The organism is Pseudomonas sp. lyk4-R2A-10, assembly GCF_030209075.1.
Taxonomy (GTDB): domain Bacteria; phylum Pseudomonadota; class Gammaproteobacteria; order Pseudomonadales; family Pseudomonadaceae; genus Aquipseudomonas; species Aquipseudomonas glycinae.
The window spans coordinates 259,412-276,375 of sequence record NZ_JARVSR010000002.1 but is presented as its reverse complement, the minus strand read 5'-3'; the positions used below and the strand labels follow the sequence as shown (position 1 = coordinate 276,375).

Genomic DNA, 16,964 nt, shown 5'->3' with positions numbered 1-16,964 from the left:
TGTCTGAGTCACCGCATGCAGCGAGCAATAAAAAAATCAACAACCCGTAAAATTTCATTTTCGGCTTTTCCAGGTAGAAATCGTCTCTATTTGCTGCTCCATATAATCTTTCTTTTGCCCCATCATTTTATGGTATTGCTTTGCAATTTCCAGAATAAACTCCATTCGATCAGATTCGTTAAACAAGTCCCCTTTAGTCATCTGAACCCGCAACTCCTTATTGTTTACATCACAGGCAGAACTGAAAGAAGCAACCCGCAACGGTACAAACGGCGCACCCTCAGCGGCAGCTTGTGTCTGCAGAACTTTCTGAAACAAAAAGCCGTTATAGATAAGCGGTTGAAGAATTCTTCTTTGTTCATGATCAGCAATTGCCAATAGTGATTGCTGTTGAATATTTCGTTTCGCAACCGGATCAGATGTCGTCTCGGATTTTTTTATGAGGTTGAAGCCTGCAGTGATGTCAGGAGTCAGTCCCAGATTTTTCAGAACAGGTAGTGCTTTATCCGCCCAAGGCAACTCATCGATATTCATCTGAACTTGCGCATCGCAGCTCTTCGCGTTTCGCTTCGGGGCACAGTCATTAAATTGCTCCGGATATTTTTTATAGAACCAATGCCAGACAAAAATATCCTGAAACAGCCAAAAGTTGCCCATGCCGAGGCCATTTTTGCCTATTTTGTAGGGGATCTGAAATGGCAACGGCACTATGCCTGTCAGGTACGGTTCCGAAGGAATGTAATCGAGACCACACATGACTTGCTTGCTCGCGAAAGCTGCCAATCCCATCCAGTAAAAGCGTCCCTTCAAGTCAGGTTTGCCGTCCTCACCACGCTCTAGATAAAACTCAGCATAGGCTGCTGCAATGCGCGCGGCTCGCGCGCTGAAGTCACCCACCAATACCATTTTGCTCGACGAAGAAAACCAGCTCTTTTCTGAGACACTCAGTCGGCTGATAGCCTCTTGCTGCCCCATCGTCCATAGCTTGTCGCATTTCAACGTGATGTCTTGAACGGAGCAGCTTTGGTTATTGGTTTTGAATGTAGCAACGGGTGCGCTCATTTATTTCTACTCGCTTCGTAATCGTCGGAGCCTTCCGGCACGATGAGTTCGTCCCACATCAGATGGACCTCAGCGGTTTCCTCGCTGTCAGTCACCACACGCGGATGCAGACCATCTGCGTTGCTTTTGGAGATTTTAGGAGCGACCGACGAAGGGACAATAATCGCTGCCTTCACAGACTTTATGGGTTGACCGAGCCCGGTCACAAAACGGATTTGTTCGTCATACTTCGGACTATTGGCAGTACCAGACTTCAGTGTGTTCCCCGCCCTAGCCTGATCCGCAATCAGCGGAATGACCGGTGCCAGAATGCCAATCCCCGTACCGCTTCCCGCCGAGCCTCCGGCATTGATCTTCACCACCGGTCCAACCACCGTCACACCACCGCCATCGAGCTTGATAAAGCTCCCACCGCCCAGAATGGTCAGTTCGGTGCCAGCCTCAATCACCATCTTGTCGCCAGACTTCAGGTGGATCTCTTTCCCCACACTGGTCAACTGGGCGGTACCGAGCTTGATGTGCTGGCTTTCTCCTACCGTCAGGTGATCGTCGGCTTTCGCTTCGATCTTGCGGTCGCTTATGGTGGTGCGGTGTTCTTCTGCCTTGAGCTCGGTGTAGCTGTTCTTCACCACCGTGTCGTGACGTTCATTCCCGACGCGAATCTTCTGGTCGTGCTCAACGTTTTCATCCCAGTCCCGCTGGGCGTGGATGAATATCTGTTCGGCGCCTTTTTTGTCTTCGATGCGCAGTTCGTTGTAGCCACCGCCGCCCGGGGAGCTGAGGGTTTTGAAGACGCTGCGGGTTTTGTTTGCCGGCAAGGCGTACGGCACCGGGTTTTCCTTGTGGTACAGGCAGCCGGTGACCAGCGGTTGATCGGGGTCGCCTTCGAGGAAGGTGACGAGGACTTCCATGCCGATGCGCGGGATGGAGATGGCGCCGTAGCGATCGCCGGCCCAACTGCTGGAGACGCGCAGCCAGCAGCTGGTCTTGTCGTCGGCCAGGCCTTCGCGGTCCCAGTGGAATTGCACTTTGATGCGGCCGTACTGGTCGCAGTGGATTTCTTCGCCTTTGGGGCCGGTGACCATGGCGGTCTGGCTGCCGAGCACGCGCGGTTTCGGGTGCTCCAGCGCTGGGCGGTAGAACACGTCCCACGGGGTGGCGAGGAAGCGGTTGCGGTAGCCCTGGTGGAAGTCATCCTTGTTGTCGGTGGTGTCGCTGGTCACCGATTCTTCGAGGACTTGCGGCTGTTTGCCTTCGTGGAAGATTTCGGTGAGCAGCCACAGGTCGTTCCACTCGCTGCGCGGGTGATCGGACATTTCCATGAAGTGGCCGCTGACGAGTTTGGTCTGGTCGCCGCGACCTTCGGCCTGGCGGTAGTCGGCGCGATGGCGTTCGAGGGCGCGCTGGCTGAGGAACTTGCCGCGCGCCCGGTCGATGAAGCGGCCGGGGTAGTCGTAGTCTTCGAGATCCGGCTCAGTGCTCTCGCCATCAGGTCTGTACGCCGCCTCCATTTGCAGGCGCGGTTTTTCGAAGTCGTAGTCGCGACGGGTGGTGCGGCTGGTGCGGGTTTCCAGGCGCAGCTTGAAGCCTTTGATCACCGGTTCTTCGGCGACCATGCCGCTGCCCTGTACATACGCGGTCGGTTGTCCGAGGTTGGGGAACACGGTCTGGTCATCGCCGAACACCAGCAGATGGCCCTTCTTGCTGTGCTGGAAGTGGTAGTGAATGCCTTCTTCTTCGCACAGGCGCTGGACGAAGTGCAGATCGGTTTCGTCGTACTGCACACAGTAGTCGCGATCCGGGCACGGCTGGCTGAGCTGGAAGCTGTAGGCGTTGCCCTTGATGCCGTGCTCGTCGAGGATCAGCGCGATGATTTTCGGCGCCGACATCTGCTGGTAGATGCGCTGGTTGGTGCGGTGATGCAGGTATTGCAGCTGCGGCACCAGTGAAACCTTGTAGCGGGTCAGGCGCTTGCCGGCATCGCCCTGGGCCACGCGGTAGATCTGGCCGTGGATGCCCGAGCCCTGCGGATCGAGGGCGAGGAATGCCTGTTTGTGCAGGAGTTTTTCCAGGTCCAGATCCGGGTTTTCGCTGACCAGTTCGATGTCGAAACGAAACGGCTGGCTGATGCCTTCGGTGCCGGTGAACGACAGGACTTGCAGGTCGCCTACGTAATCTTCAACAGTCAGGCTGAAGTGCGTTTCGTTAGCTGGGTTGAACATAAAGTGCTCCCTGTTCGAATGTCATCCGTTACGCCCTCAGCCGCAAACGCTGCAGCCAGGACGAAGTGGCGCCCAAGGCGTCACGCAATTGGTCGGCAGTGATGGTGCGCTCTGCCGCGTCAAAGGCCAGCGCGGTGCGCAGCGCGGGCCAGCAGTGTGTCGGCAGATTTGCCGGGGCTTGCAGCTCGCGATCCAGGTGTTCGTCACGGGCCTGAGTCGACGGCAAGCGGCGGAACGGGTGTTTGCCGCCCGCCAGTTCATAGATCACGCAGGCCACGCCGTACACGTCCGCGCTGGCCGACAGCGGTTGGCCCTCAAGCAGTTCGGGGGCGGCGTAGCCCGGGGTCCAGGCGTTGAAACGCTCGCGGCTCAGGTGCGGCAGGCCGGGCAGGATGCCCTCCTCGGCCTGCCCGAGACCGAAGTCAAACAGGCGCACGCCGTCTTCGCTGAGCATGACGTTGCTCGGTTTCATGTCACCGTGCAGCACGCCGCGACGGTGGGCGTAGGCCAGCGCGTCAAGCAGCGGCAGCACGATGTCGCGCAGTTCTTTCCACGGCAGGCCCAGCGGCCGCTCGCAGAGCAGTTTGTCCAGAGTCAGGCCACGCATGAGTTCCATGGTGATGAAGGCCCGCTGGCAATCGGTGTCGACTTCGAACGTGTGCGGTCGCAGCACGTTGTCGTGGCGCAGGCGTCGGGTCAGGGCAAACTCGCTGTAGAGCAAGGCACTGGCGTCCGGCGACTCGGCAAATTCTTCGCTGAGGATTTTCAGCGCAATGTAAGGATCGGGATCGCCGAACTGCTCGTGCAGCAGATCCCGGGCCCGGTAAACCGCTCCCATGCCACCGGCCCCGAGCAGACGCTCGAGGTGGTAGCGGCCTGCCAGAACATCCGGCAGTGCGCCGACGCTGGCCTTGGTCGGCGCCAGCGCGGGTTCGGCATTATGTTGCTTGGCGAAGGCGAAATAAGTCAGGTTGTTGGCCTGCTCTTCGCTCATCAGCAAGTCGTCGACTGAGGATTCGATTTCAGTCATTGGCGGATCACCACGGCCGTCAGGTTGTCGCGAGCGGCACCCCGCAGGGCGCCGTCGAACAGACGTTCCAGCGCCACATGCGGCGCCGCCAGGCTGAGGGCGTTGCCAAGGGCATCGCTGCTCAGGCCTTGATACAAACCATCGCTGCACAGCAGGAACACATCACCGGGATAGACCTCGAGTTCCAGCACATCCAGGGTCAACTGTTCCGCCGCGCCGACCGCCCGGGTCAGGGCCTGGGCCGCCGGGTGCGCCGCTGCCTGTTCGACGCTCATCTGCTGTTCGTCGATCAGTTGTTGCTGCAGCGAGTGATCCTTCGACAGCTGATATAACCGCTGCCCGCGCCACATGTAGCAACGGCTGTCGCCGGCCCAGATGCAGGCCGCGCGATTGCCGTCCACCAGCAGCGCCACGACGGTGCTGCCCATGATGCTGTCGTGACGCCCGGCGGTGACGGTCAACTCCTGCCCCAGCCGCCGGTTCAGCCAGTGCAGGCACTGGCGGATGGCTTTGAGGCGTTCGTCGAAGTCCTCGTGTTGCGGCAGTTCAGCCAGGCTGGCGACGATCAACTGGCTGGCGATGTCGCCACCCTGATGACCGCCCATGCCGTCCGCGACCACCCACAGCCCATGCTGCGGGGTGTCGAGGAAGGCATCTTCGTTGCGCGACCGCACCTTGCCCGGGTCGGTTCGCGCCGCGCTGCGCCAGGGACTGGCCACCAGCATCAGAGCTGCACCGGCATACGGAAGGTACGCATTACGCCCATGTCGAACGGGTTCGGCGTGCGCTGGCTGGTCAGCAGGTAGTTGGCGCGCAGGCCACCTACATCGGCTTTCAGCACCAGCACGTCGCGACCGGTCAGGTACTCCGTCTGCATCAGGTCGAACAGACGGAACAGCGACCACGGGCCGGAGTTCTTCTCGATGCCGATCGGGCGCCCGGCCATCTTGTCCATGACCAGGCTGGTGCGACCGTCTTCAGCATCGGTCGGCCACTTGAAGGTCATGGGCAGGATCGGACCGTGGCGGTATTCCATGGTCTTGTCACCGAACTTGAACTCGGAACGGCTGACGGCCGGATCGAGGGTGTACGGCTCCAGCTTGAACTGCACGGTCGGCTCGGCCGGATTGATCGAGAAGAAGCTCTGACGGATGTTCAGGGCCGCCGCCATCTGGTCGAGGAAGACCTTGGACACCGGCAGGCTGCGACCGTCGATGCTGCGCATCCGGTAGTTGCCCGGATCACCGCTGACGAACGGACGCATGTAGCTGTCGAAGAAGCGGTCGATGGTGCCTTGAGCCCGGAAGAACTCGCGGAAATCGCTGATCGCCACATCGCTGGTGCTCGAGGCGCTGAACGGGTAACGCTTGTTGATCGTCTTGCCATACACGCTGTACAGCTCGTTCTGATAACGGCCGTTCAGGTACTGGTAGGCATCGTTGAGCACCAGGCGCCACGAGTCCTCAGCCAGCACGTTGAACCACACGCTCAACGGACGCGGCAGACGACCCGATGCATTGCGCAGGTTGGTCAGCGCATCACGCTGGCCGCTCATGCGGGTCTTGGCCAGTTCGAACGCGGCCTGCTCCGGCGTGCTGGAACGGGCGAGGCCCGCCAGTTGCAGTTGCAGGTCGTTGAGCGCGGTGAAGGCCGGGGTCAGGTCAGCGGCCGGGCCGTTGTTGTCGTCGAGCAATTTGTGCAGCGGCTCGAAGCGACGTTGCAGGGACTTCTTGGCGGTGTCCGGCAGGTTTTTCGCTACGTTCATCGCCGAAGCCTTGTCGGCGACAGCGGAAGCGAGTTTGCCGACCTTGCCCAGCTTGCCCTTCTGCCCCGCCAGCGCATCGGCAGCGTCACCGGCTTCGTCCACCGGCTCAGGAGCAGCCGGGAAACGGGTGTTCTCGCGCACTTCGGTCAGCAGCGCCAGCACCGGCGAGTTGGCCGAGGTCAGGCCCGCCAGTTGCTCGGCGCCTTCACCGGCATCGCTGATCGGCGGCAGCGCCACCTGGCCAACGGCCTCGCTCCAGTAGTTGGCGTAATCGCGGAAGTACAGTTGCTCCAGCTCGACCATCAGGCGACGCAAGTCCATGTCGCTGATGCCGGCGCCTTCGCCCAGCACCCAGTTGTCACGCAGGATGTCGGTCACCAGCGACGCGCCTTGTACCGAGAAATACTGCTGATAACCGGTCTGGGTGTAGAAGCCCGGGATCACGTATTCGGTACCGATGAACAGCGAGCCTTGCGGCCCGAGGTGCTGGCTGAAACGGTAATCCGGCAGGTTGCGCGCCTGCTCGCGGAGCATGCGGTAAACCACGGTCGCCAGCGATTCGCTGCGCAGCACCTGACGCGCCTGGGTCACCAGTTGCTCGTTGAGCGGGTAGATAAACGGCTGCTGCAGCAGACGCTCAAGGTGCGTGTTCAGACCGTTCTGCACCGCAGTGTTGCCGGTGTAGCGCTGCGACCAGTCAGCCGCGATCCAGTCCTTGAGCCATGCCGCGTCACGACGATCCTTCATGTTCAGCATCAGGTACGCACGCAGGCTGTTGATCAGCTTTTCGCGGTCCTTCATGTTGGCGCGGATCTGGCCTTCAAGCATCGTCGCGACGCGTGGCAGCAGTTGCTTTTCAAGCTCGCGCTCGTAAGCCTCCTTGACCACCGGATTGACGTCTTGGCCCTGATACAGCCCCATCCGTTCGTGGTACGCCGCGTCGCCTTTTTTCGGGAACACCTGGGTGGCAGCGTAGCTGGTGTCGAGGGTTTTCAGCGCGCCCATCGCGTCATCGCGCGGCGACAGTGCCGTGCGTTGCTGGGTCCAGTTCTGCGCCAGGTTGCGCAGGTTTTCCAGACGCTCGTAGTTGGCCGAGAATCCACCGGCCCAGAGCATGCCGAACAGAACCAGAGCACCCAGCGCGCCGACGTACAACGCACGCTGGCCCCAGTGGATGCGGCTGCGTTCGCGCTTGTCCAGACCGGCCAGATCGGCCTCCGGGAAAATCACCCGGCTGAGCAAATGATGGATGAAACGCGAACGACCGCTGCGCAGTGTCGGCAACACGCCGGCGCTCATGCCCAGACTCGCGCCGATGCCGGCGGTGGTCGAATCCATTTCCTGAGTCAGGTGCGGTGCGCTGGTCAGGTAGAAACCACGCAGTTGTGTCGCACGCTGGTAGCGGTTGCCGGTGAACGCCATATCGACGAGCAGGCACAGACGCTCGCCGATCTGGCCCATCTGGTGCGGGAAGTCGAGGATGCGGCCACGGCGCTGGGTGTCGCGCTCGGAGTGCATGCGCATGATCACCTGGCTGTTGAGGCGACGCAGCAGCTCTTCGAACTCGTTGCGCAGTACCGTCACGTCGGTGCCGACCTGATCCTTGCGGAAACTGGTACCCAGCACCTGATCGCTTTCTTCGCGGGTCAGTTGATCGAAGAACTCGTCGAAGCCCAGCAGCTTGTCGGCCTTGCTCAGCACCAGATACACCGGCACATCGACGTGCAGCTTCTGATAGACGTCTTGCAGACGCGCACGCACCTGGCGGGCCAGGGTTTCGATGTCCTGTTCGCTGCCACCGGTCAGGGTTTCCACCGGAATGGTCACCAGCACGCCGTTCAGCGGACGACCGCGACGACGCTTGCGCAGCAGTTCCAGCAAGGTGGTCCAGGCGCTGCCGTCGACTTCCGCATCCGGCTGGGTCAGGTAGCGGCCGGCGGTGTCGATCAGCACACCGTGGTCGGCGAAGTACCAGTCGCAATGACGGGTGCCGTGAGTGTCGCGGGTCAGCTTGCGGTCGATCTTGTTGATCGGGAATTCCAGCCCGGAGAAGTCCAGCAGGCTGGTCTTGCCGCTGGCCTGCGGGCCGATCAGCAAGTACCACGGCAAGTCATTGCGCCAGCGCTCGCTGCGGCCGCGGTACAGGCTCGAAGTCTTGAGGGTTTTCAGGGCGTCCTTGAAACGCTCTTTCAACTCTTTCTGCTCTTCGTCGATCAACTCTTCGCGGCGGATACGGTCCTGGCCGTCTTCGGTTTCTTCGACGGCTTTCTTGCGGATCCCGGCGCGCCAGCTGACGAAGACCATGGTCAGGCCCCAGATCAGGAACAGCACGCTGATGGTCAGCAGACGCGAGGTCGCGCTTTCCCAGAACTTGTAGTCATCCACTGCCAACAACGGGCCGACGAACCACACCAGCAGCGCCACGAACAGCACCAGCAGCAAGGTCCAGACCCAGGTCTGGCGCAGGAAGGCGCCGACTTTCTTGAAAAACTTTTTCATCACACGTCCCTGTTTACGGCTGCGACTGCGGCTGGGCCGCGGCCGGATCAAGCGGCTGATAAGGTTGCAGAACGGTGTCGCGCTGCTCGCCCAAGACCCAGGCGAAGCCCGAATACATCATCACCAGACAGACGAAAGTGAACAGCACCACCATCCACGCCGGCACGATGCGCACCAGATTGCGGCGCTGATCGTTGAGGCCTTCCCACTGCGGCGACAATTCGCGCGGCACATCGCCACGCAACTGACGGATCTGCCGGTACAGGGCGTCGCGGATGCCTTCGAGTTCCAGCATGCCGCGCGCCTGCACGCGGTACTTGCCCTCGAAACCGAGGGACAGGCACAGGTACATCAGCTCCAGCATCGGCAGGTGCTTGACCGGGTTTTTCGACAGCCGATCGAGCAGCTGGAAGAACTTCTCGCCACCGAAGGTTTCGTTGTGGAAGCTGCTGAGCAGGCTCATCTGCGACCACTCGCTCTCGTTGCCCCACGGCGTGGTCACGACGGCTTCGTCGACCACGGTGCAGAGCACGTAACGGGCGGCCATCACCTGGCTGCTTTCGGCGCCGTTGTGCAGGGCGCGCACTTCAAACAGCTTGAGCCCGGCGGTCAGGCGCTCGTTGAGCGCGTAGAGGTCTTCGCGGGTTTCGCTGTGTTTGAGGCGCACCACTTCCGACAGCAGTTCGGACGACGCGGCCACCAGCGAATTGAGGCTGATATTGAAGGCCTCCGCCGGGCGCAGGCGCGCGGCGTAGATCATCCGTTCTTCCAGTTGTTCGAAGCGCGGCGGCGCGGCGAAGTCGGTCAGCGGACTCGCCGCAGGGCCATGGCCCTGACGGTCGAGCAGGACGGTTTTGTCGTCCTGGTTGTGTTCCATGTCCTTGATCATGTCGGTCAGTTCCTGATGGCCCAGAATTTCAGTTCAAGCTCGGCGAATTCGCCGGACACATGGAACGCGAAGCCGCCGGAGCGCTCGAGTTGTGCCAGGTCTTCGGAACTGAGTTCGAGGATGAAATAGGTTTTGTTGGAGTGGAACGCGATCTGCCGCGGGGCCACCGGCAACGGTTTGACCTTGATCCCCGGCAGGTGCAGGTTGACCAGTTGGCGGATGCGCTCCACCGGGCCGACCTTGAGGTGCGCAGGCAAGCGGTTGCGCAGTTCTTCGGAGTCGCAGTTGGCACTGGCTGCCAGCACGAACGACGCCGAGCCCAGCAGTTTGTGGTCGTGCAGCGGCGACACGATGATCCCGTACTGACGCGCTTGCAGGATCAGTTCGATGGCGTGCTGTTCCAGCACCATCGACAGCACCTGACGGATCGACTCCATCAGTTTGCGGAAGCTCGCGCCCTGGTCGGCGTGGGAGTAGCGGCTGTCCAGACGCGGGCGTTTGCTGTCGCTGGAGAACGTCGCCAGATCGCCGAGCATGGTCAGCAGCGTACGATACAACTCTTCCGGGTGAACCTGCTCCAGGCCCAGGTAGTGGCGCAGCAGCAGTTCGGTGCGGTTTATCAGTTGCAGCATCATGAAGTCGCCGATTTCCGCGCCGCCGACCTTGCCGTTCGAACGAATGCGCTCGGCAATGGTGTCGCCCCGGTGGCCGAGCATGCTGATCACTTCTTTCAGGCACGACAGCAGGTAGCTGGAGGCGTGGGCCTGAATGTAGGTCGGCACGAAATCCGGATCGAGGCTGATCACGCCGTCCGGCGTGGTGTCGAGCACATCGCAGATCTTCAGCTTCACGTAAGCCTGGTCACTCTGCTGCTCGCCGAGCAACAGCTTGAAGTCCGGGCGGCCGCAACTGACCTGGCTGGCGGAATCATCACCGGCGTTGGAGTCGGCGACTTCGGCGTCATATGCGGTGTAGCGCGCCAGCACATCGGACTGCTCCGGGCGCCGGGCCTCGATGTGGTTACCGGTGACCAGCGGCAGCGCCAGGTAGATCGGCATGTTGCCGGTGTTCGGCGGTACGTCCAGCGCCAGCGGCTCGGTGTTGCCACCGAGTTCGAACAGGCTGCCGTCCGGCAGGATCCCCGAGGCTTCACTGATCACCAGTTTGCCCATGTTGAGGAACTGCAGGTCGATCTCCAGATTCAGGAAACCCCAGGTGTAGCCGCCCAGCAACTGGGTGCGGGTCTTCATCTGGTGATCGTAGTAGCGGTCGTTGTGCTGGAAGTGCTGCGGGCGCAGCAGCATGCCTTCCTGCCAGATGACTTTATGGGTATTCATGGTCAGTCATCCGCCTTGGCGAGCACTTCGTTGGTCTTGCGGATACCGGCCTGATCCAGGGTCAGATCGGCTTCGGTGACTTCCAGCGGTGTGATCGGGAACGTGTGGCGCCATTTGGTTTCCGGCAGGTCGCGGTACGCGGCGAGGATGCCGATGAAGCGACTGCCCTCCTCCACGCTGAGTTTCAGCTCCACGGTTTCACCCGGGCGCAGTTCGAGTTCTTCGCTGGCCACCAGATCCGGGTTGAGGGATTCCTTGGCGCGCTCGTAGAGGCTGAAGAAATCGGCGTTCTCGAAGGTCACCGGGTGCTTGAGTTCGAACAGGCGCACCACGATCGGCGACGGACGACCGTTGAGGTCCGGGTTCAACTGATCGCTGCCGGTCAGCTTCAGGTTGATCTTGGTCACTTTCGAATACGGCGACAGCGACGAGCAACCGGCGAGCAGCACCAACAGGGTGAGCGCGGTCAGCGTCTTGAAAAAAGCGGTCGAGCGGCGAGACATGCGCATCATCCTTGGTGGTCGGTGTGGAGGGTGGAGATCAGGCGGATCTGTTCTTCGTAGGCCTGGGCGAAGTCGCGGGCCAGCAGGCGCTCGCTCCAGTCGTCGTCCTGACGCAGCGCGTGGTGGTAACGGTTGAACGCTCTCCAGCGCCCGCCAGCGGTGGCGAGCAACGGCTTGTTGTCGCGCTCGAAACGCAGGGTCAACTGCTCCGGCGAGAAGTGCTCCAGAGTGCCGCGTACCGCCGCGCGGCTGGCGGTCAGCAGCGCCACCTGATGCGCCTGCAAATCGCGGAACGCGCGGGAAATCGCCTGCTCGGCCGGCAAGTGGCCCGGCTTGTGCGGCTGCAACAGGATGTCCAGCGCTTCGCTCGGATCGACGGCGAATTTGAGCGGATTCTTGTTGGTGCCTTGCACGGTGGTCTGGGCCAGACGCAGTTCGTTCTTCAGCTCGGAACGGGTGCGCAGGCTCTGTTGCAGACCGCCGATGCTCTGGCGCAGCAGACGTGCAGCGTTCAGCGCAAGAGCTTCACGCTCGTCGTGGCTGAGGTTCTTCACGTTCACGCCGAGGGCCGCGCCGAATTTGTCCCAGAAGGTTTCGCTCTGACGCTCGACCGCTTTCGGTGCCGGTGCAGGCTCAGGCTTGGGTTCGACGATCAGCTCCGGCACCATCAGGCTTTCCATGTCGATACGCGCATAGTCGGCGCGCTGACGGGAGTCTTCAGGGTCGGTCACCGGCGCGAGCATTTCCTCGAATTCCGAGTACACGCGCTCTTGCTGCTCCAGCGACTTCAACGGATCGAGGTCGAGAAACGCGTCGTCCGGGATGATGCTGCCGGCGGCACGTGGCAGGCCGACTTCACCGTCGAACGTCGCCGGATCGCGCACCAGTCGCGCACGAATCTCGAAGTCGCCCAGCACGTAGGTGCTGCCGTGCTCGATGCGCACCGGTTCGCCCTTGTGCAGGCGTGCGCCGCTGTCGCCGTCCTGAACACCGTTGCTGCTGGTGTCGGTCAGGAAAAACGTACCCTCGCGATAGCTAACGATCGCGTGGTGGTTGGACAAGTGACGCTTGCGGTCAGGGATGATCCAATCGCAGTCCTCGCCCCGCCCGATCACGCCACCGGCCTGTTTGAAGGTCCGCTGGCACAGCTCGGTGGGCACGAACTGCTTGGTGTTCAGCATTTCGAAAACCAATTCCATGTTTGATGCTCCTTGCGGTCACTTGCCGCGATTGACCGCCTGCGGATCACCCAGCGGGCGGTAATCGTTATCGTTGAATTTGTAATTGCCGCTGCAACCGCCGAGGCCGCATAGAACGACGAGGGTCAGCAGGACAGCGTGCCAGTGACGAACAGACATCAGAGGGTCTCCAGGTGTAGACAAAGCACAAAGCGCCGACCCTTGCGGGCGGCGCTGAAATAGGTGTTCGAGGTGAATCCGACGGACTTTCGCCTACCCATCGAAATCACCCAGATTGATGTTCAAGCGGCCGAGCCGGTACAGCAGCGTGCGGCGCGGCAAGCCCAGTTCCCGGGCGGCGAGCGTCTGGTTGCCGTCGTTCTTGCGCAGGCAATCGAGCAACAGATTGCGTTCGACCGCTTCCAGTCGTTCGCGCAGATTGAGGCCGCAGTGGTCTTCCGGCGCTGGCGCCGATTCCAGGCGCAGCGAGAAATGTTCGGCCAGCAACTCGCCGCCCTCGCACAACAGCACCGCGCGTTCGACCAGACCTTTGAGTTCACGCACGTTGCCGGGGAAGGTGTAACCGGACAGGTGTTCCAGCGCTGCGTCCGACCAGCGCACCGGATCACGTTGCAGGAAAGTGCAGGCCTTGTCGGCGAAGTGTTTGGCGAGGTCGAGGATGTCGCCTTCACGCTGACGCAGGGCCGGCAACTCGATCGGAAATTGCGCGAGGCGGTAGTACAGGTCTTCGCGGAATTTGCCTTCGCTGACCAGCACCGACAGATCGCGGTGCGTCGCAGCGATAATTCGCACGTCGATCTTGTGGGTGTCGTTGGAACCCAGCGGACGGATCTCGCCTTCCTGCAATACACGCAGCAATTTGGCTTGCAGCGACAGCGGCATGTCGCCGATTTCATCGAGCAACAGAGTGCCGCCGTTGGCCGCGTCGAACAGCCCGGCGCGGTCGCGATCGGCGCCGGTGAACGCACCTTTGCGGTAGCCGAACAGCTCGCTTTCCAGCAGGTTTTCCGGGAACGCCGCGCAGTTCTGCACGATGAACGCCTGGGACCGGCGCGGGCCGCAATCGTGGATCGCCCGCGCGACCACTTCCTTGCCGGTGCCGGTCTCGCCACGCAACAGCACGGTGTACGGGCTGTGCAGGACTTTGCTGATCAGCGAGTAGGTCTGGCGCATCGCCGCGCTCTTGCCGATCAGGCCATAGCCACTGGCACTCGGCAGGCTGCGCACGACCGGCGCGGCCGCATCCACTGGCTGGCGCAGACGCTGCAGCAGATGCAGCTGACCAAGCACGAACGAGCCGAGCTGGCCGAGGGAATCGGCGAAGCCTTGCAGGTCGATGTGGCGACGGCTTGCGCACAGCAGAAGGCCTTCGACGGCCTTCTGCTGATTGACCAGCGGCACGCACAACAGCGACTGCCACGGCGTGGACGACGCCGGCAGAAAACTGGTTTCGTGCAGGCTGCCGCCCAGGTCGTCGAAGCTCACCACGCGGTTCTGGCACAGGGCGAACTGCAACAGTTGCTCGCCGTTGTAGTCCGCCGGCAGGCTCGCCGCGCTGCGCGGTTGCAGCACACCGTCGAGGCATTCGGCGTTCATTCCCAGCGACGTGTGCGTGGCGTCCAGCAAGTACAGCTGCGTCAGTTCGCAACCGCTCAGCCCGGCCAGACCGCGCACGAAGTCACCCAGCAGCGCAGCACCGTCCGCCGCGCGCGACAGGCTGGCGAACTGCGCCAGCAAGGCTTCGGCATAGAGCAGTGGCTGCGGCACTTGAGTGAACATCACACTCACCTCAGGCGAACTCGCAGGTCACGCTGGCTTCACCGTCGAGCGTCGCATGCACGCGCTTGAGGCTTTCACCGGTGGCCATGGCGTCGAGCAAGCGGTCGGCCACCAGCGGCAGCACGTGCTGGTCGAGCAAGTGGTCGATCAGGCGTGCACCGCTTTCGCTTTGGGTGCAGCGCTCGGACAGGTGATCGACGAGGTTCTGGCACCAGGTGAAATCCAGCTGGCGACGGTTCAGACGCTCGCCCAAGCGACCGAGCTTGATCTCGATCAGCTCGCGCAGCACCGGGCCGCCGACCGGGTAGTACGGCACCACTTTCATCCGCGCCAGCAGCGCCGGTTTGAAGTGTTTGCTGAGCACCGGGCGAATGGTTTCTTCCAGCACTTCGGCAGTCGGACGCGCGCCGTCTTCGCAGAGGTCGCTGATCTTGTCGCTGCCCAGGTTCGAGGTCATCAGAATCAACGTATTGCGGAAGTCGATCTCGCGCCCTTCGCCGTCGTTGGCCACGCCTTTGTCGAAGATTTGGTAGAACAGGTTGAGCACGTCCGGGTCGGCCTTCTCGACTTCATCGAGCAGCACCACCGAGTACGGCTTCTGGCGCACGGCCTCGGTGAGCATGCCGCCCTCGCCGTAACCGACGTAACCTGGCGGTGCACCGATCAGGCGGGAAACGGTGTGCTTCTCCTGGAACTCGGACATGTTGATGGTGGTGATGAAACGGTCGCCGCCGTACAGCAGGTCGGCAAGTGCCAGTGCGGTTTCGGTCTTGCCGACGCCGCTCGGGCCGACCAGCAGGAACACGCCGACCGGTGCGTCAGGCTTGTTCAGGCCGGCTGCGGTGGCGCGCATCGAGCGATCCAGGGCGTGCACGGCTTGTTCCTGACCCCGGATGCGGGTGCGCAGGTCGGTGGCGAAGCTGGCGACCTTGGCGTTGTGCTCGCGGGCCAGTTGCGCCAGCGGCACGCCGGTCCAGGCGCTGATCACTTCGGCCACCAGACGCGGGCAGACTTCGAAGCTGACCAGACGCTCCTTGACCTGAGCGGCGGTCAGGGCGCTGTGGGTTTCGTTGAGTTGTGCTTCCAGCGCTTCGACGCTAAGAGCTTCGTCAACTTCGGCGGCGTGGGTTTCGATCACGGTGCCTTCGGCGTCTTCTTCAACGGTCACCACCGGCTCGACCGCAGCGGCTTCACGGGCCTTGGCCAGTTGCTGGCGCAGTTCCAGCAGGCGCTCGGCCAGTTGTTTCTGCTCGGTCCACTGGGTTTCCAGTGCGACCATTTCGGCTTCGGCTTCGTCCAGGCGCGCTTCCAGTGCCTCCAGCGCTTCGTGGTCGATCAGCAGACCGGCTTCGGCATCGCGGCGCAGGGCCTGACGCTGACGACCGCCTTCAGCCAGTTCGCCACGCAGGCGTTCCAGGCTTTCCGGGGCAGCAGCGAGGCTGATGCGAACGCGGGCGCACGCGGTGTCGAGCACATCGACGGCCTTGTCCGGCAGTTGCCGACCGGCCAGGTAACGAGCAGACAGCTCGGCTGCGGAAACCACCGCGTCGTCACGCAGGTAGATGCCGTGGCTCTTTTCGTAGACCTGAGCCAGGCCACGCAGGATGGTGACGGCTTCGCTCACGGTCGGTTCGTGCAGTTGAACCGGCTGGAAACGACGGGCCAGCGCCGGGTCTTTTTCGAAGTATTTCTTGTACTCGGCCCAGGTGGTCGCGGCGATGGTGCGCAGTTCGCCGCGCGCCAGTGCCGGCTTCAGCAGGTTGGCCGCATCGGAACCGCCGGCATTACCGCCCGCGCCGATCAGGGTGTGGGCCTCGTCGATGAACAGGATGATCGGCTTCGGCGAGGCTTTGACCTCGTCGATCACGCCTTTCAGACGACGTTCGAATTCACCTTTGACGCTGGCGCCGGCCTGCAACAGGCCCATGTCCAGCGACAGCAGCTCGACGCCCTTGAGCACCTGCGGCACTTCACCGGCAGCGATGCGCGAGGCCAGGCCTTCGACGATGGCGGTTTTACCGACACCGGCTTCACCGACCACGATCGGATTGTTCTTGCGGCGACGGGCGAGGATGTCGACCATCTGGCGGATCGCGCCATCGCGGCACAGCACCGGGTCGAGTTTGCCGTCGCGGGCCTGTTGGGTCAGGTTATGGGTGAAGCGCTCCAGCAGCGATTCGCCCTGGGCGGCCGGCTTACCGTTGGCCGCTGCCTGAGGCTGTTGCGACAGCGCAAATTCCTTCAGGCGATCGATGTTCAGTTTGGCCAGCAACGGCTGGTAGCGGCTGCCGGCGTAGCGCATCGGGTTGCGCAGCAGCGCGAGGATAAGCGCCGCGTCTTCGACCGAGGTCTGGCCCAGTTCAAGGTTGGCCACCAGCAGCGCGTCTTGCAGCCACTGCACCAGTTCCGGAGCGAACACCGGGTTGCGCGAAGCGCTGTGCTCGACCCGCGATTGCAGGGCGGCGCTCAGTTCGCCGGCATCAACGTCGGCATCCTGCAGTGCCCGCGAGAGCAAACCGTTCGGGCGCTCCAGCAGGCCGAGCAGCAAGTCTTCGACCAGAATCTTGCTGCCGCCACGGGCCACGCAGCGCTCGGCCGAACGCTCCAGATCGCGACGGGTTTCGGCGTCCAGCGCCTGGATGAGTTGTTGCAGGTCTACGTTGATCATGGCTCACGTCC

12 protein-coding genes are annotated in these 16,964 nt (G+C 62.1%); all 12 read right to left on the bottom strand.

Features of this window, described 5'->3' with window-relative positions:
• Positions 1-54 precede the first annotated feature (54 nt).
• The 12 genes from QRN46_RS03500 to tssH all read right to left on the bottom strand — a co-directional run bounded on the left by QRN46_RS03500 (position 55) and on the right by tssH (position 16,953).
• Complete coding sequence (locus QRN46_RS03500; protein WP_011336580.1) at positions 55-1,062, bottom strand: DUF2515 family protein; 1,008 nt, start codon at positions 1,060-1,062, stop codon at positions 55-57.
• Positions 1,059-3,284 carry a type VI secretion system Vgr family protein gene (locus QRN46_RS03495; protein ID WP_285354281.1) on the bottom strand — a complete coding sequence of 742 codons (2,226 nt, stop codon included), beginning with the start codon at positions 3,282-3,284 and terminating at the stop codon, positions 1,059-1,061. Before QRN46_RS03495 ends, QRN46_RS03500 begins: the two co-directional genes overlap by 4 nt.
• A gap of 28 nt (positions 3,285-3,312) precedes the next feature.
• Positions 3,313-4,314: a serine/threonine-protein kinase gene (locus tag QRN46_RS03490; protein ID WP_221615814.1), complete on the bottom strand. Its 1,002-nt coding sequence runs from the start codon at positions 4,312-4,314 to the stop codon at positions 3,313-3,315.
• Positions 4,311-5,039 carry a PP2C family protein-serine/threonine phosphatase gene (locus tag QRN46_RS03485; RefSeq protein WP_011336583.1) on the bottom strand — a complete coding sequence of 243 codons (729 nt, stop codon included), beginning with the start codon at positions 5,037-5,039 and terminating at the stop codon, positions 4,311-4,313. The genes QRN46_RS03490 and QRN46_RS03485 overlap by 4 nt, the downstream gene beginning before the upstream one ends.
• On the bottom strand, positions 5,039-8,578 hold the full coding sequence (gene tssM, locus QRN46_RS03480; RefSeq protein ID WP_201819813.1) for a type VI secretion system membrane subunit TssM: 3,540 nt from the start codon (positions 8,576-8,578) through the stop codon (positions 5,039-5,041). The genes QRN46_RS03485 and tssM overlap by 1 nt, the downstream gene beginning before the upstream one ends.
• Positions 8,579-8,591: 13 nt before the next feature.
• Entirely contained in the window at positions 8,592-9,467 is an 876-nt protein-coding gene (gene icmH, locus QRN46_RS03475; protein ID WP_011336585.1) for a type IVB secretion system protein IcmH/DotU, read from the bottom strand.
• 5 nt (positions 9,468-9,472) lie between these two features.
• On the bottom strand, positions 9,473-10,804 hold the full coding sequence (tssK, locus tag QRN46_RS03470; protein ID WP_011336586.1) for a type VI secretion system baseplate subunit TssK: 1,332 nt from the start codon (positions 10,802-10,804) through the stop codon (positions 9,473-9,475).
• Positions 10,805-10,806: 2 nt separating this feature from the next.
• The gene (gene tssJ, locus QRN46_RS03465) at positions 10,807-11,307 is read right to left on the bottom strand and encodes a type VI secretion system lipoprotein TssJ (protein WP_011336587.1); all 501 of its coding nucleotides are present in this window, start codon (positions 11,305-11,307) and stop codon (positions 10,807-10,809) included.
• A gap of 5 nt (positions 11,308-11,312) precedes the next feature.
• Positions 11,313-12,506: a type VI secretion system-associated FHA domain protein TagH gene (gene tagH / locus QRN46_RS03460; RefSeq protein ID WP_221615816.1), complete on the bottom strand. Its 1,194-nt coding sequence runs from the start codon at positions 12,504-12,506 to the stop codon at positions 11,313-11,315.
• Positions 12,507-12,524: 18 nt separating this feature from the next.
• Positions 12,525-12,665, bottom strand: a complete 141-nt coding sequence (locus tag QRN46_RS03455; protein WP_003229566.1) for a hypothetical protein — start codon at positions 12,663-12,665, stop codon at positions 12,525-12,527.
• Between the two features lie 93 nt (positions 12,666-12,758).
• The gene (locus QRN46_RS03450) at positions 12,759-14,285 is read right to left on the bottom strand and encodes a sigma-54 interaction domain-containing protein (RefSeq protein WP_011336590.1); all 1,527 of its coding nucleotides are present in this window, start codon (positions 14,283-14,285) and stop codon (positions 12,759-12,761) included.
• Positions 14,286-14,295: 10 nt separating this feature from the next.
• Positions 14,296-16,953, bottom strand: coding sequence for a type VI secretion system ATPase TssH (gene tssH / locus QRN46_RS03445; protein ID WP_011336591.1), 2,658 nt, complete (start codon positions 16,951-16,953; stop codon positions 14,296-14,298).
• Positions 16,954-16,964: the final 11 nt, after the last annotated feature.